Origin of the sequence: Pseudomonas sp. FJ2-5-13 (assembly GCF_029201605.1) — a bacterium.
In the GTDB taxonomy this organism is placed as follows: Bacteria; Pseudomonadota; Gammaproteobacteria; order Pseudomonadales; family Pseudomonadaceae; genus Aquipseudomonas; species Aquipseudomonas lactis.
In genome coordinates, this window is record NZ_CP104045.1 from 1,256,880 (window position 1) to 1,272,848 (window position 15,969).

A 15,969-nucleotide genomic window follows, 5' to 3' on the forward strand; every position below is an offset into this window, starting at 1 on the left:
CCGGTGCCATCAACTAGATATGGATAAACCGTGACCGTTTCTCTCAGTCGTCTCGAGCGCCAGCTCGGCTACACCTTCAAGGACCAGGAATTGATGGTCCTTGCCCTCACACACCGCAGCTTTGCAGGGCGCAATAACGAGCGCCTGGAATTCCTCGGTGACGCTATCCTCAATTTCGCCGCCGGCGAGGCGCTGTTCGAGCGCTTCCCCCAAGCGCGAGAAGGCCAGCTTTCGCGCCTGCGCGCACGCCTTGTAAAAGGCGAGACCCTGGCCGTGCTGGCCCGAGGCTTCGGCCTGGGCGAGTACCTGCGGCTGGGTTCCGGTGAGTTGAAAAGCGGCGGTTTCCGTCGCGAGTCAATCCTGGCTGATGCCCTGGAAGCCTTGATCGGTGCGATCTACCTCGATGCAGGCATGGAGACGGCCAAGGAGCGCGTTGTCGCCTGGCTGGCCTCGGAAATCGAAAGCCTGACGCTGGTAGATACCAACAAGGATCCCAAGACCCGCCTGCAAGAGTACCTGCAGTCGCGCGGTTGCGAACTGCCACGCTACGAAGTGGTGGATATCCAGGGAGAGCCCCATTGCCGGGTGTTCTTCGTGGAATGTGAAATCACCTTATTGAACGAAAAAAGCCGAGGTCAGGGTGTGAGCCGTCGTATTGCCGAACAGGTAGCGGCCGCTGCAGCACTGATTGCCCTGGGCGTGGAGAATGGCCATGACTGATTCAACCGCAACACGCTGTGGCTATGTTGCCATCGTCGGCCGCCCGAACGTGGGCAAGTCCACGCTGCTCAACCACATTCTCGGCCAGAAGCTCGCGATCACCTCGCGCAAGCCCCAGACCACCCGCCACAACATGCTGGGCATCAAGACCGAAGGCAACGTGCAAGCGGTGTATGTCGATACCCCTGGCATGCACAAAGGCGGCGAGAAAGCCCTGAACCGCTACATGAACAAGACCGCCTCGGCCGCGTTGAAAGACGTCGACGTGGTGATCTTCGTGGTCGACCGCACCAAGTGGACCGACGAAGACCAGATGGTCCTTGAGCGTGTGCAATACGTGACCGGCCCGTTGATCGTCGCGCTGAACAAGACCGACCGTATCGAAGACAAAGCCGAGCTGATGCCGCACCTGAGCTGGCTGCAGGAACAACTGCCGAACGCCCAGATCATCCCGATCTCGGCCCAGCACGGCCACAACCTTGAAGCCCTGGAGCGCGTGATCGCCGAGCACCTGCCGGAGAACGAGCATTTCTTCCCGGAAGACCAGATCACCGACCGCAGCAGCCGCTTCCTTGCCGCCGAGCTGGTGCGTGAGAAAATCATGCGCCAGATGGGCGCCGAACTGCCGTACCAGATCACCGTCGAAATCGAAGAGTTCAAGCAGCAGGGCAAGACCTTGCACATTCATGCGCTGATCCTCGTCGAACGTGACGGCCAGAAGAAGATCATCATTGGCGACAAGGGCGAGCGCATCAAGCGCATCGGCACCGAAGCGCGCAAGGACATGGAGTTGCTGTTCGACTCCAAGATCATGCTCAACCTGTGGGTGAAGGTGAAGGGTGGCTGGTCCGATGATGAGCGTGCGTTGCGCTCCCTGGGCTACGGCGACCTGTAATCGGCCTCCAGTCACACAGCAGGACGAAAAATGTGGGAGCGGGCTTGCTCGCGAAGACGGTTCTTCAGTCGGTACATGTATTGGCTGACCCACCGCTTTCGCGAGCAAGCCCGCTCCCACATTAGGTTTATGTTGTTGTCACAATCGCATTCCAGCAGCGAGAGCCTATGTCCTCAACTCAACCCCCCAGCCAACTCGCCTACGTCCTGCACAGCCGCGCCTACCGCGAAACCAGCGCGCTGGTGGACTTCCTCACGCCCCAAGGCCGCCTGCGCGCAGTCTTGCGCAGCGCGCGGGGCAAGGCGGGCACCTTGGCGCGGCCGTTCGTGGCGCTGGACGTGGAGTTTCGCGGCAAGGGCGAGCTGAAAAACGTCGGCCGCCTGGAAAGCGTTGGCACCTCGGCCTGGCTTAACGGCGATGCGCTGTTCAGCGGCCTTTACCTCAATGAGTTGCTGATTCGCCTATTGCCCGCCGAAGACCCGCACCCGGCAGTCTTCGATCACTACGCCGCAACCTTGCTGGCCCTCGCTGAAGGCCGTCCGTTGGAACCGCTGCTGCGCGCCTTCGAATGGCGCCTGCTCGACGACCTGGGCTACGGCTTCGAGTTGGCCAACGACTTGCACGGCGAGCCCATCGCCGCCGACGGCATGTATCGCCTGCAAGTCGATGCAGGGCTTGAGCGTGTGTACCTGCTGCAGCCCGGCCTGTTCCAGGGCACCGAGCTGCTGGCCATGAGCGAAGCCGACTGGCACGCGCCTGGTGCGCTGTCCGCGGCCAAGCGCCTGATGCGCCAGGCCTTGGCCGTGCATCTGGGCGGGCGGCCGCTGGTCAGTCGCGAGTTGTTTCGAAAGCCCTGACATCCCCGTGTATGCTGTGCACCGATTCTTTCCCTTTTCAGGAGCGCTTCCGTGACCACCAGCAATCGCATTCTTCTTGGCGTCAACATCGACCACGTCGCCACCCTGCGGCAGGCCCGGGGCACCCGTTACCCTGACCCGGTCAAGGCCGCGCTGGACGCCGAAGAAGCGGGCGCCGACGGCATCACCGTGCACCTGCGCGAAGACCGCCGCCACATCCAGGAGCGCGACGTGCTGCTGCTCAAGGACGTGCTGCAAACCCGCATGAACTTCGAAATGGGCGTCACTGAAGAAATGATGGCGTTCGCCGAGCGCATCCGCCCGGCGCATATCTGCCTGGTACCGGAAACCCGCCAGGAGTTGACCACCGAAGGCGGGCTCGACGTCGCCGGCCAGGAAGCGCGGATCAAGGCTGCGGTGGAGCGCCTGTCGCGGATCGGCAGTGAAGTCTCGCTGTTTATCGACGCCGACGAACGCCAGATCGAAGCCTCCCGCCGAGTGGGCGCCCCGGCCATCGAGCTGCACACTGGCCGTTATGCCGATGCCACCACGCCGACTGAAGTGGCCGACGAACTGCAACGTATCATCGACGGCGTGAACTGCGGGCTCAACGAAGGCTTGATCGTCAATGCCGGTCATGGCCTGCACTATCACAACGTCGAAGCCGTGGCCGCGATCAACGGTATCAACGAACTGAACATCGGCCATGCGCTGGTGGCCCACGCGCTGTTCGTCGGTTTCAAAGGCGCCGTGGCCGAGATGAAAGCCCTGATTTTGGCTGCTGCCAAGGCCTGAGTGAACGCAGTCTAAAGAACACTGAGGACCAAAATGTGGGAGCGGGCTTGCTCGCGAATGCGGTGGGTCAGTTAAAGATGCATTTACTGAGACCCCGCATTCGCGAGCAAGCCCGCTCCCACATTTGATCTTCATCGGGTCTTACAATTGCGCTGTGCGGCAATGCGAAGCCTTACTGTTTAGCCGGCGCAGGTGTATCGTATCTGCCCTTTGCGGGCCCTTGGCCTGCGGCAGATACGCGAGGTTGTTGTGTCCCGATCCTTTTCCCGTCGACAAATCCTGGGTGGTCTTGCTGGCCTGGCCGTAGTAGGCGTCGGAGCCGGCGGTGGTTACCGCTACTGGCTGGGGAAAGTCGCTGAGTCCGAGGCCGGGCACGATTACGAGCTGATCGCCGCACCCCTGGACGTAGAGTTGGTGCCGGGGCACAAGACTCAAGCCTGGGCGTTCGGCCCATCGGCGCCGGGCACCGAGTTGCGGGTGCGCCAAGGCGAGTGGCTGCGGGTGCGCTTTATCAACCATCTGCCGGTTGCCACCACCATCCACTGGCACGGCATCCGCCTGCCGCTGGAAATGGACGGCGTGCCCTACGTCTCACAATTGCCCGTGCTGCCTGGCGAATACTTCGACTACAAATTCCGCGTGCCCGATGCCGGCAGTTACTGGTACCACCCCCATGTCAGCAGCAGCGAAGAGCTCGGCCGTGGCCTGGTCGGCCCGTTGATCGTGGAAGAGCGCGAACCCACCGGCTTCAAGTACGAACGCACCTTGAGCCTGAAGAACTGGCACATCGACGAGGAGGGTGCGTTCGTCGAGTTCAGCATCCCCCGTGAAGCGGCGCGTGGCGGCACGGCCGGGCGCCTCTCGACTATCAACGGCGTGCCCCAGGCGGTGATCGACCTGCCGGCTGGGCAAATCACCCGCGTGCGCTTGCTCAACCTCGACAACACCCTGACCTATCGCCTCAATATTCCTGGCGTCGAAGCGCAGATCTACGCGTTGGACGGCAACCCCATCGAGCCGCGCCCGTTGGGCAAGGAATATTGGCTGGGCCCGGGCATGCGCATTTGCCTGGCGATCAAGGCGCCACCGGCGGGCGAAGAACTGTCGCTGCGCAACGGCCCGGTGCGCCTTGGCACCTTCCGCTCGGTGGCCAATACCGACGCGCCTACCGCGTGGCCAAAGGCATTGCCGGCCAACCCGGTCGCCGAGCCAGACCTGGCCAACGCGGAGAAGCTCAACTTTAATTTCGAATGGGTCGGCTCGGTGTCGGTCAATGTCGAGAACGGCAAGCCGCCGAGCCTGTGGCAGATCAACGGCCAGGCCTGGGACATCACCGACAAGACCTGCGCCGACCGCCCGATTGCCAAGCTGGAAAAGGGCAAGAGCTATATTTTCGAATTGAAGAACATGACCCAGTACCAGCACCCGATCCACCTGCACGGCATGAGTTTCAAGGTGCTCGCGTCCAACCGCCACAAGGTGATCCCGTATTTCACCGACACCTACCTGCTGGGCAAGAACGAACGCGCCCGTGTGGCTTTGGTGGCGGATAACCCCGGGGTGTGGATGTTCCATTGCCATGTGATCGACCACATGGAAACCGGCCTGATGGCCGCGATCGAGGTGGTGTGATGCGCCAGACTCGCCCCGCCGCGATTATCGACCGCAGCCGCGACCAGGACTTTATGCGCGAAGCCCTGGCGCTCGCCGCCCAAGGCGCGGCATTGGGCGAGGTGCCGGTGGGCGCCGTGCTGGTGCAGGACGGTGAAATCATCGGCCGCGGCTTCAACTGCCCCATCAGCGGCAACGACCCCAGCGCCCATGCCGAAATGGTCGCGATCCGCGCCGCTGCGCAAGCGATCAGCAACTATCGGCTGGTGGGCAGCACGCTGTACGTGACGCTGGAACCGTGCAGCATGTGTGCGGGGCTGATCGTGCATTCGCGGGTGGCGCGGGTGGTGTATGGCGCTTTGGAGCCGAAGGCGGGAATCGTGCAAAGCCAGGGGCAGTTTTTTACCCAGGGTTTTCTTAACCATAAGGTACTGTTTGAAGGCGGCGTGCTGGCCGAGGAGTGCGGCACGGTGTTGAGTGAGTTCTTCAAGGCTCGCCGGGCCAAACCACAATCTAACTAACGCTGAAAAAAACCATGTGGGAGCGGGCTTGCTCGCGAATGCGGTGTGTCAGTCACATTATCTTTGACTGACACACCGCATTCGCGAGCAAGCCCGCTCCCACAGTTTGATCTCCATTTATTCAAGAAGATCGGCGGGTCATTTGCGCGCGATGATCACCGCTCGCATCGGTGCCGGCAGCCCTTCAATGGTCTTGCTGTGATCTTCAGGATCCAGGAAGTCGCTCAGCGACTGATATTTCATCCACTGCGTCCCACGCTGTTCCTCAATCGTGGTCACGCTCACATCCACACAACGCACATCACTGAAACCGGCGCGGCGCAGCCATAGCATCAACGCCGGCACCGACGGTAGGAACCACACGTTGCGCATCTGGGCGTAACGGTCTTCCGGCACCAGTACTTGTTGCTGATCGCCTTCCACCACCAATGTTTCCAACACCAGCTCGCCGCCCTTGACCAGGGTGTCCTTCAACGCCAGCAAATGCTCGATAGGCGAGCGGCGATGGTAGAACACGCCCATGGAGAACACCGTGTCGAAGCCTTCCAGATTGGCCGGCAAGTCTTCGAACGGGAACGGCAGGTGCCAGGCCTTGGGTTCGGACAGGTAACGCTGCACCGCCTGGAACTGGCAGAAGAACAGCCAGTTGGGGTCCACGCCAATCACGCTGTCGGCCCCGGCGCCGAGCATGCGCCACATGTAGTAGCCGTTGCCGCAGCCCACGTCGAGGATGCGCTTGCCTTTGAGGTTCAGGTGCGGCGCCACTCGCGACCACTTCCAGTCCGAACGCCACTCGGTGTCCACATGCACACCGAACAGATGGAACGGGCCTTTGCGCCAGGGGCTCAGGCCCATCAAGGCGGTGTGCATTTGCTCACGGGTGGCGTCGTCGCAATCAGTGTCCAGCACCAGGCCGTTCAACAAGTCGACTTCACTGGGCTGGATCTTCGGCAGTGCATCCAACGCACTCTGCCAGCGCTCCAGGTCGCCATGGCCTTTTTCCATCTTGCTATCGAGCTGCGCTTGCAGGCCCTGGGCCCAGACGGCCAGGGGGGTGCCGACCAAGTGGCGGGCGAGGGGGGACAAATCAATCATGGCAAGGCAATCAACGAGGCAAAGTTAAGACACTGGAACCACGGCACGACTTTCGAGAACCCGGCCGCCAGCAGGCGTTCGCGGTGTTCTTCGAGGCTGTCGGGCTTCATGACGTTTTCGATGGCGCTGCGTTTCTGGGCGATTTCCAGTTCGCTGTAGCCGTTGGCGCGTTTGAAGGCGATATGCAGGTCGGTCAGCAGCGCGTGCTCTTCAACATCGTTAAAGCGCAGCTTTTCCGAGAGGATCAACGCCCCGCCCGGCAGCAGCGCCTGGCGAATGCGCCCCAGCAACGCCAGGCGCTCCTTTGGGGCGATAAATTGCAGGGTGAAGTTCAGGGCCACCACCGAGGCGGGCTTGAATTGCAGGGCGAGGATATCGCCCTCGATCACCTCCACGGGCAGCAACTCCTGGAACATCGAATCCTGGCCATTGAGGTATTCGCGGCAGCGCTCGACCATCGCGGCGGAGTTATCCACGGCGATCACCCGGCAACCCTCGGTGCGTACATGGCGGCGCAGGGCTTGGGTCACGGCACCCAGGGAAGAGCCCAGGTCATACAGCACGCTGTGGGGCTGGGCAAATTGCGCGGCCAGCACGCCGAGGTTTTCGACGATTGTGGGGTAACCCGGCACCGAGCGCTTGATCATGTCCGGGAACACCCGCACCACATCCTCGTTAAAGGCGAAGTCCGGCACCTGGGGCAGGGGCTGGGCGAATAGGCGATCGGGTTCTTTGCTCACGGCTGTTCCGGCGACGATGGGGGAAAGGCCGGCATTTTAGCCAAGTTGGTCCTCGGATGCGCGGGTTGTCTGATGGAAAGCCGAGGCGGTGATGCCCCACTGCCCGAGCCAGTAGGTGGCGATCAGTAAATACGGCGCCGCCTCGAACGCCAGCACGAACCGGTTGATGCCGATCAGCGCATCGGATACCACAAACGACACCGCACCCGCCGCCGCCAGCCACGCCGAACGTTTGGGCACCTGGCTGCCCAGTCGCGCCAACGCACGCCAAAGCATGGCGCTGATCACCAGTGCGTAAACCACCACCGGTATCAGCAATTCACCGAGGCCATGGGCGATCAGGATGCTCAGCAAGATTGCGCCAACGCCGAGGGCCAGCACCAGCGGCAGCAAGGCTGAGCGCCGACAGTCACTGAAATAGGCTTTGAGATAGGCCAGATGCGCGAACAGGAACGCGCCCAGGCCAAAGATAAACAGGTCGCCTGGCCAGGCGAGCAACACGTCGCCCACCACGGAGAAAATCAACCCCAGGCTGATCCAGCGTCGATACTCGGTGGGCGGCGCGTCATGCAGCCATCCCAGCAGCGCCAGCACCGGCAGCGGCTTGACCAGCAGGCACAGCAGCGTCGCATGGGTCGCCAGGCCATAGACAAAGGTGCCGGCGCCCATCAACGCAAGGATCAGCCAGGGCATATCAGTTCACCGTAATGGCGCAGTCAAAGGTTTCGACAGGTTCGGCTTCTGGCTCCCAGGGTTGCTGGGACGTCAGGCGCAACCGCCCTTGCCCTGGAGCAAACGCCTGGAAGCGCCAGGTGGACTGGCCGCCACCGCCGATCACGCCGGATTCGGTGCTGCTGTAGACCTCGGGGCTCAAGGCGCGCAACACGCCGCCCGCGGAGTCCTGGATGGCCCAGCGATAGCCGGTGGTGGGGTTGCTGGGCAGGGTGAGGATCAGGTTTTGCCCGTTTTTAAGCTGGAGCGGGCAGGCGCTCTGGTTGTCCACGCTGACGTTTTGCTTGGGGGCACTGGCGCATCCGGCCAGCAGGGCAAGGCTCAAGGGGAGAAACAGGCGGGCAGCGGTCATGAAGGCTCCGTTAATACACGACGAAGGGGGAGCATAACCGAAGATGAGACAAGGTGTGACAAGAGGGCATGCGGTGTGGCGGCTGGCGCCATCGCGGGCAAGCCCGCTCCCACACTTGACCGCGTTGTCATTAACAACACCGATCCCTGTGGGAGCCGGGCTTGCCCGCGATAGGGCCAGCCCAGGCGCTAGAGATCTATCAGAAGAGCACCTTCGCCACATCCGCAAACCGTTTGGCAAAGTGCACCGTCATGCCTTCCTTCAAATAATCCGGCAACTCCTCAAAGCTGCCACGGTTGGGCTCCGGCAAGATCAACTCGTGAATCTTCTGGCGCCGCGCGGCAATCACCTTCTCGCGCACCCCGCCAATCGGCAGTACATGCCCGGTCAACGTCAGTTCGCCAGTCATCGCCACGCCTTTTTTCGGCGGTTGGTTGCGGGCCAGGGACAGCAACGCACTGGCCATGGTCACGCCGGCACTCGGGCCGTCTTTGGGGGTGGCGCCTTCTGGTACGTGCAAGTGCACGAAGGCTTCATCGAAGAACTTCGCATCGCCGCCAAACGACTTCAGGTTGGAACTGATGTAGCTGTAGGCGATTTCGGCGGACTCTTTCATTACCTCACCCAACTGCCCGGTGAGCTTGAAGCCACGGTTGAGCGTGTGGATGCGCGTCGCTTCAATCGGCAAGGTGGCGCCGCCCATGCTGGTCCAGGCCAGGCCGGTAATCACGCCGGTGCCGGACAGCACTTGCTCGTTACGGAACACGGGCGTGCCCAGGGAGCTTTCCAAATCTTTGTTGCCGATCTTGATCACCGAGTCCGGCTCATCCAGCAGCTTGACCACCGCCTTGCGCACCAGCTTGCCCAGTTGCTTCTCCAACTGCCGCACGCCGGCCTCTCGCGCATAACCGTCGATCAAGGCGCGCAAGGCGCCGTCGCTGATGGTCAGGCTGTTTTTGGCCACGCCGGCTTTTTCCAATTGCTTGGGCCACAGGTGACGCTTGGCGATGGCGACTTTTTCTTCGGTGATATAGCCCGACAGGCGAATCACTTCCATGCGGTCCAGCAATGGGCCCGGGATCGAGTCCAGGGTGTTGGCGGTGCACACGAACAGCACTTTGGAAAGGTCCAGGCGCAGGTCCAGATAGTGGTCGAGGAATTCGACGTTCTGCTCCGGGTCCAGGGTTTCCAGCAGCGCCGACGCCGGGTCGCCCTGGAAGCTCTGGCCCATCTTGTCGATCTCGTCGAGCATGATCACCGGGTTCATCACTTCCACGTCTTTCAGCGCCTGCACCAGCTTGCCGGGCAGGGCGCCGATGTAGGTGCGCCGGTGACCCTTGATCTCGGCCTCGTCGCGCATGCCGCCGACACTGAAGCGATAGAACGGCCGCCCCAGTGATTCGGCGATGGACTTGCCCACACTGGTCTTGCCCACGCCCGGTGGGCCCACCAGCAGCACGATGGAACCGGCGACTTCGCCCTTGTAGGCGCCCACGGCGAGGAATTCGAGGATGCGGCTCTTGATGTCATCCAGGCCCGCATGGTGCTTGTCGAGCACCTTGCGCGCGTGCTTGAGGTCGAGCTTGTCTGCGCCGTACACGCCCCACGGCACCGAGGTGGCCCAGTCCAGATAATTGCGCGTGACGGCATATTCCGGCGAACCGGTTTCCAGGATCGACAGTTTGTTCAGTTCTTCATCGATGCGCTTCTGTGCCTGGGCCGGCAACACCTTGCCTTGCAGGCGCTGTTCGAACTGTTCGACGTCGGCGCTGCGGTCGTCCTTGGTCAGGCCCAGCTCCTGCTGGATGACCTTGAGTTGTTCCTTGAGGAAGAATTCACGCTGGTGCTCGCCGATCTTGCGGTTCACTTCGGCGGAGAGTTCTTTTTGCAGGCGCGCGACTTCCACCTCTTTGCGCAGCATCGGCAGCACTTTTTCCATGCGCTTGAGCATGGGCACGCAGTCCAGCACTTCCTGCAGCTCATTACCGGTGGCCGAGGTGAGGGCGGCGGCGAAGTCGGTGAGCGGCGACGGGTCGTTGGGGCTGAAGCGGTTGAGGTAGTTCTTCAACTCTTCGCTGTACAGCGGGTTGAGGGGCAGCAGTTCCTTGATCGCATTGATCAGCGCCATGCCGTAGGCCTTGACCTCATCGGTCGGCTCGCTGGGCTGGTGCGGGTATTCGACTTCCACCAGGTACGGTGGGCGGTGGTGCTTGAGCCAGGTCTTGATGCGCACGCGGGTCAGGCCCTGGGCCACGAACTGCAGCTTGCCGTTCTCGCGGCTGGCGTGGTGCACCTTCACCAGGGTGCCGTACAGCGGCAGGGCCGAGGTGTCGAAGTGCCGTGGATCTTCGGGCGGCGTGTCCATGAAAAACAGCGCAAGGGAATGGTGGTCGGATTTGCTCACCAACTCCAGGGTTTCGGCCCAGGGCTCTTCATTGACGATCACCGGTAACACTTGGGCCGGGAAAAACGGCCGGTTGTGGATCGGGATGATGTAGACCTTGTCCGGCAGGTTTTGCCCAGGCAGCGCCAGGCCAGTATTGGACGAGGGGGTTTCAGCGTTTTCGGGGTCGGCGTAATCGTTGAGGTCGTAATCTGGAAATTCTTGCTGGTCGCTCATGGGGCACCTGCATCAGTAAGTATGCAGGTTAGATGGGGCGGGGTTGCGGTGGTTTCAATGGGGCGGCGTCGTTAGCAACAATTTGCATGAAATAACGGGAGAGGCGCGGTCAATGTGCTTTATGCCTCTGCTTTTCGAAATGATCGTCAATAATGTGACAGCGAAGCCCAGCTTTTATTGGGTTTACTTATCCCCAGTCCCAGCTAACCTGCTGTAATAAAATTCCCCATAAAAAAGGATGTTTTTTTGACGCCGGTTAGCAGTCGGCAGGGACGCGTATGACATCAGGAAAGCACGGCCAAGAGCGACGAGCACGGCCCGAGGGTGCGGCCATGCGCTGGCGCCACACGTTTCAGACCCGCATCGCCGGGGTGCTGGCGCTGTTGTTGCTGGTGGTCGTGGCCGCCACCTATTTTGCCGTGAAGGCCGCCACCACGCGCGCGGTGGAGAACCAGGCCGACGTGCAGCTGAACACGGGGCGGCAGGTGTTCGAGCGCCTGCTGGACCTGCGCGGGCGGCGCTTGCAGTACGGGTTGGACTGGCTCACCGCCGATGGGCCGTTCAAGCAGGCGGTGGCCGGTGGCCGCACGGGGCCTATCCTGGACGCGCTGGGCACCCATGGTACCGGGGTCAGTTCCAGCGAAGTGGTGGTGCTGGGCCTGGATGACCGGGTCATGGTCAGTACTCTGCTGGTGCAGACGCGCGGTCAGCTGTTCCCGTATGCCGATGCCTTGCGCAAGGCGCGGCGCAGCGGTCAGCAAATGTTGATCGTCGCCATGGCCGGGCGCCCCTATTTGCTGGTGCAAAAGGATGTGATCGGGCCTGTGCCTATCGCCCGCGTGGTCATGGGCTTTCCCATGGACACGCAATTTGCCCATGAACTGCGTTCCATGAGCAACCTGGAGGTGTCGTTTCTCAGCGTGCAGGACGGCCATCTCGGTCAGCTGTTCACCACCCACCCTGGCAATTGGCGCCCAAGCATCATCAGCCTCTTGCATGGCACGCAGGTCGATCCCGAGGCGAAGATCCAGCTGTTCCATGGCCAGCGTGTGCTCAGCCAGGTGTTGCCGTTGGCCAACAGCGGCGAAGGCGATGAAGTGCGCGTATTGCTGCAAAGCCCGCTGGACCATGCGCTGGAATCCTTCGCGCCGCTGGACCGGCAGTTCATGGGGATTGCCCTGGCGGTGCTGCTGGTGTCCCTGGCGGTGGCGTTATTCCTGGCGCGGCGCGTGTCACGCCCGCTCAATGCGCTGGTGCAAGCCGCTGAACGGATCGGGGCCGGTGACTACCGCACCCCGGTGCGGGTGCGTAGCCACGACGAGTTCGGCCTGCTGGCGCGTGCGTTCAATGCCATGCAAAGCGGCATCGCCCTGCGTGAGCGGCAACTGGCCCACAATGCCTTGCATGATCCGCTCACCGGCCTGCCCAACCGCGCTCTGGCCATGGAGCGCCTGGGCAGTGCGATCAGCGCGAGGCGGCCGGTGGTATTGCTGTACGTAGGCATTGAAAACTATCGGCTCATCAACGAAGGGTTTGGCCCCGAAGGTGTCGAGCACATGTTGTGCGAGGCCAGCCGCTGCTTGTCCAGCAGCCTGTTGGCCAGCGACACCGCGGCGCGCATCGCCGGCAGTGAGTTTCTGTTATTACTGGAAAACACCGAGATCGACTGCGCCGTGGCCCGCGCCGACCAACTGCATGGGGCGTTGACCGAACCCCTGCGCATCGGCAATGACGAAGTGCGCCATGAGGTGAGCATCGGCATCGCCGCGTACCCTGCTGACGGGCAGCAGGTGGAAGAATTGATCAACCGCGCGGCCATCGCCCGGCACGACGCGGCCAACCTCCCGGGGCATTTGCAGATCTACCAGCCGGACCGCGACCTCGCCTACCAACGCCAGATCACCCTGATTCGCGACCTGCGCCGCGCCGTGATCGAAGGCGAGTTGTTCCTGTGCTACCAGCCCAAGCTCGACCTGCGGCACGGGAACGTGAGCCAGGCCGAAGCCTTGCTGCGCTGGCAACACCCGACGCTGGGGCAAGTGTCCCCCGCAGAGTTCATTCCCCTGGCCGAACGCACCGGCAGCATGGGCGCGCTGACGCTGTGGGTGATCGAGGAGGCCATCCGCCAGATTGCCGAATGGGCGCAGCGTGGGCTGGTTATCCAACTGTCGGTGAATATCTCGGTGAACGACTTGGCGGATGACGACTTGGCCATTCGCGTTACCGCGCTATTGGCCCAATACCACGTGGGCGCCGAGCATTTGATTTTTGAAATCACCGAGAGCGCCATCATGCACAACCCGCAGCAGGCCCTCAGCGTGCTGGAGCAGTTGCGCAACTGCGGGATCAGCCTGTCGGTGGATGATTTTGGCACCGGTTACTCCTCCCTTGCGCAATTGCAGCGCCTGCCGGTGCAAGAACTGAAGATCGACCAGTCCTTTATACGCAACCTCGACAGCACCAGCGGCGACGGCGTGATCGTGCGTTCCACCATCGAGATGAGCCATAGCCTGGGGCTCAAGGTGGTGGCCGAGGGCGTGGAGTTCGAGCACAGCCTCACCTTGCTCAAACGCTGGAACTGCGACACCGCCCAAGGCTACCTGATCAGCCGCCCGCTCAATGCCATGGCGTTCGAGCGGTGGATGCGGCGTGAACGGGTGCCTACTTAAACCAGGGTTTGCAATCGCGCCCACAACCGTTCGACATGCTGGCGTTCGGTGCCCAGTGCACCGATAGACACCCTCACCATCCAGCGCTCATCGAGGATCGCGGGGGTGACGTAGGCATCGCCTGACTGGTTGAGTTTTTCTGCCCAGGCTCGGGTGTGAGTATCCAGCGCCTGGCCTTCCAACCCCGGCGGTTCATGGCGAATGCACAGGGTTTGCAAGGCGGGCGTGGCCACCAGTGTCCAGTGCTCAGTGGCTTCGATCTGCTCTGCCAGCCAGCGCGCATTGGCCAGGTCTCGCCGCAGCCGCGCTTGCAGGCCGCTGACGCCTTGCTCGCGTATCAGAAACCACAACTTCAAGGCGCGAAAGCGGCTGCCCAGGGAGATCCGCCAGTCACGGTAGTTTCGCACTTGGCCGTCTGCGCTGGACTGCAGGTAGCTCGGGTTGGTGGTCATGATGCGAATCAAATGCTCGGGGTCGCGCACGAAGTACACCGAGCAATCGAAAGCCGCGCCCAGCCATTTGTGCGGGTTGAGCACCAGCGAGTCAGCCTTTTCGATGCCATCCCACAGGGCCCGGCATTCCGGCAGGATCATTGCCGCGCCAGCCATGGCCGAGTCCACGTGCAGCCACAGGCCATGGCGTTGGGTGAGGTCGCCAATGGCTGCCAGCGGGTCGATCGCCATGGCGGCCGTGGTACCGGTGGTGGCGATCACCACGCAGGGCGTGTTGCCGGCGGCCAGGTCCTGTTCGATGGCCTGCGCCAGTGCCTGGGGCGACATTGCATTGTGTGCATCGGTAGCGATGGTGCGGATATGGTTCTGGCCGAATCCGGCCAGGATCGCCGCTTTGTTGACTGAGCTGTGGGCATGGGCTGAGGTGTAGACGATCAGGGGCGCGCCGCTGTTTTGCAGGCCGTTGTGCATCAGCGCGTAATCGGAGCTGCGTTCCCGGGCGCTGATAAGCGCCACCAGCGTGGAGGTGGACGCAGAGTCCTGGATCACACCGCTCCATGAGCTGCCCAGGCCGAGCATGTCGCGCAGCCAGTCGGTGGTGACTTCCTCGATTTCGGTGAGGGCCGGGCTGGATTGCCAGGACAACCCAATCACACCCAGGCCGGTGCTTAGGCAATCGCCCAGCACTGAGGACAGTTCCACATTGGAAGGGAAGAACCCGAAGAAACTGGGATGCTGCCAATGCAGCAAGCCGGGCATGATCAGTTTTTCGACGTCGCCCATGATCTGTTCGAAGGGTTCGGCGGTGTCAGGCGGGCTGACCGGCAGGGCGGCTTTGATCTCGCCAGGTTGGGTGGTGGGCTGCACGCCGCGTTGTTCGATGTTCTGTCGGTAATCTGCAATCAGGTCGATCATGGCATAGCCATGTTGGCGGAATTCTTCGGGGGTCATAGATAAACGTCCATGTGCACGAGCAATAAAAGTATTAGCACCAGAAGTAAAACGGTTCACCGGGGGTATAGCCGATAAACGACTGCATGCTGACGCGTTTTCCCGAATCAAACCCGCAGATGGCGTGGGGGCGGCGGGTATTGATCAGCACCAGTTCGTTCTGGCGTGGGCGGATGCGCAGCGGTTTTTGTAAACACTGTTCGGGCAGTTGGGCACCCTCGAAGCGCTGCACCTGGTCATAGCTAAAGGCTTGGGTATCCCAGATGACCAACTCGCCTCCCGAAGGCGGCGTTTCAAGATAGATATTGGCGCTGAATTGATGCTGCAGTTCAGCGATTGTGCGGGGCAGGCAATCCACATGGGGCACTGTTTCCGAGAGGTGCGCCGTCTCCGGGAACATGACGCGGATGATCCCGCAAAACATCGGTTGGCCCTGGAACGCAGCGGCTGTTGCACCTTGCGGCCAGAACGTCTGGAATTGTTCCATCAGCTGTTGAATGGGCGGCTTTTGCGGCGCACAGAGGCTGTCAATAAGGCCGCGCATACGCGCCGCGTCAGCATAATATTTCTCTTGGACATCACTGCCGGCGGCCTTGCCGTACGTGGAGTTGAACGGGGTGCCCCAGCGATGCACACCATAGAAGTGCTGAACGACGCGGCCCTCTTCGTAGGTTTCATGGCCGTAGTGTTCCAGGGTGGCGGTGTCGTCGATGGCCTGAATCAACCGTGCGCTGGTGGTGGCGTTGGCAAATTCAGGTACCCGAATGGCAAGCACTTCGCCACTGATGAGTTTTTTCAAACTTGCAGTAGTGAGGTGTTCAAGTTCCAGGATTTTTGTGGGGGTGGAAAGAATCGGTTTTGTAGCGACATGGTCCGTCATGCAGTGAAGCTCCCTTTAAAGTTTTATCCGTACGCCTTTTGTATTACGCGGGGCGTGCGCACTAAATTAGCTTTAAAGG

The 15,969-nt window shown here is 61.7% G+C and carries 14 protein-coding genes; 7 read left to right on the forward strand and 7 right to left on the reverse strand.

Going from position 1 to position 15,969, the window contains the following annotated elements; genetic code table 11:
• The first annotated feature begins 30 nt into the window (after positions 1 to 30).
• From rnc to tadA, 6 genes are all read left to right on the forward strand, one after another.
• Positions 31 to 720, forward strand: coding sequence for a ribonuclease III (gene rnc, locus N2A98_RS05590; protein ID WP_003188856.1), 690 nt, complete (start codon positions 31 to 33; stop codon positions 718 to 720).
• Complete coding sequence (gene era, locus N2A98_RS05595) at positions 713 to 1,615, forward strand: GTPase Era (protein WP_028618988.1); 903 nt, start codon at positions 713 to 715, stop codon at positions 1,613 to 1,615. Before rnc ends, era begins: the two co-directional genes overlap by 8 nt.
• Before the next feature lie 167 nt (positions 1,616 to 1,782).
• Complete coding sequence (gene recO / locus N2A98_RS05600) at positions 1,783 to 2,472, forward strand: DNA repair protein RecO (protein WP_032893405.1); 690 nt, start codon at positions 1,783 to 1,785, stop codon at positions 2,470 to 2,472.
• 51 nt (positions 2,473 to 2,523) lie between these two features.
• Complete coding sequence (pdxJ, locus tag N2A98_RS05605) at positions 2,524 to 3,267, forward strand: pyridoxine 5'-phosphate synthase (protein WP_044272063.1); 744 nt, start codon at positions 2,524 to 2,526, stop codon at positions 3,265 to 3,267.
• A gap of 249 nt (positions 3,268 to 3,516) precedes the next feature.
• Positions 3,517 to 4,899 carry a multicopper oxidase family protein gene (locus N2A98_RS05610; protein ID WP_078802553.1) on the forward strand — a complete coding sequence of 461 codons (1,383 nt, stop codon included), beginning with the start codon at positions 3,517 to 3,519 and terminating at the stop codon, positions 4,897 to 4,899.
• Positions 4,899 to 5,399, forward strand: coding sequence for a tRNA adenosine(34) deaminase TadA (gene tadA / locus N2A98_RS05615; RefSeq protein WP_275623127.1), 501 nt, complete (start codon positions 4,899 to 4,901; stop codon positions 5,397 to 5,399). Before N2A98_RS05610 ends, tadA begins: the two co-directional genes overlap by 1 nt.
• A 138-nt stretch (positions 5,400 to 5,537) precedes the next feature.
• Here tadA and cmoB read toward each other — a convergent pair whose 3' ends face one another.
• The 5 genes from cmoB to lon form a co-directional block, all read right to left on the reverse strand.
• A complete protein-coding gene (gene cmoB, locus N2A98_RS05620; RefSeq protein WP_044272067.1) occupies positions 5,538 to 6,494 on the reverse strand; it encodes a tRNA 5-methoxyuridine(34)/uridine 5-oxyacetic acid(34) synthase CmoB in 957 nt (318 codons plus the stop codon).
• Positions 6,491 to 7,234 (reverse strand): carboxy-S-adenosyl-L-methionine synthase CmoA, encoded by a 744-nt coding sequence (gene cmoA / locus N2A98_RS05625; RefSeq protein ID WP_120248712.1) that lies wholly within the window; start codon positions 7,232 to 7,234, stop codon positions 6,491 to 6,493. Before cmoA ends, cmoB begins: the two co-directional genes overlap by 4 nt.
• 36 nt (positions 7,235 to 7,270) lie before the next feature.
• On the reverse strand, positions 7,271 to 7,927 hold the full coding sequence (locus N2A98_RS05630) for a lysoplasmalogenase (RefSeq protein WP_275623128.1): 657 nt from the start codon (positions 7,925 to 7,927) through the stop codon (positions 7,271 to 7,273).
• A gap of 1 nt (position 7,928) precedes the next feature.
• A complete protein-coding gene (locus N2A98_RS05635; RefSeq protein ID WP_032893399.1) occupies positions 7,929 to 8,318 on the reverse strand; it encodes a protease inhibitor I42 family protein in 390 nt (129 codons plus the stop codon).
• Positions 8,319 to 8,517: 199 nt separating this feature from the next.
• The gene (gene lon / locus N2A98_RS05640; RefSeq protein ID WP_047712670.1) at positions 8,518 to 10,938 is read right to left on the reverse strand and encodes an endopeptidase La; all 2,421 of its coding nucleotides are present in this window, start codon (positions 10,936 to 10,938) and stop codon (positions 8,518 to 8,520) included.
• A 332-nt stretch (positions 10,939 to 11,270) separates the two neighbouring features.
• Here lon and N2A98_RS05645 point away from each other — a divergent pair, with 332 nt between their 5' ends.
• Positions 11,271 to 13,607 carry a bifunctional diguanylate cyclase/phosphodiesterase gene (locus tag N2A98_RS05645; protein WP_275623129.1) on the forward strand — a complete coding sequence of 779 codons (2,337 nt, stop codon included), beginning with the start codon at positions 11,271 to 11,273 and terminating at the stop codon, positions 13,605 to 13,607.
• Here the strand turns inward: N2A98_RS05645 and N2A98_RS05650 are convergent.
• Positions 13,604 to 15,010, reverse strand: a complete 1,407-nt coding sequence (locus N2A98_RS05650) for a pyridoxal-dependent decarboxylase (protein WP_047712672.1) — start codon at positions 15,008 to 15,010, stop codon at positions 13,604 to 13,606. The two genes, N2A98_RS05645 and N2A98_RS05650, sit on opposite strands and share 4 nt — an antisense overlap.
• Positions 15,011 to 15,044: 34 nt before the next feature.
• Positions 15,045 to 15,890 (reverse strand): 2OG-Fe(II) oxygenase, encoded by an 846-nt coding sequence (locus N2A98_RS05655; RefSeq protein ID WP_275623130.1) that lies wholly within the window; start codon positions 15,888 to 15,890, stop codon positions 15,045 to 15,047.
• Between the last annotated feature and the right edge of the window lie 79 nt (positions 15,891 to 15,969).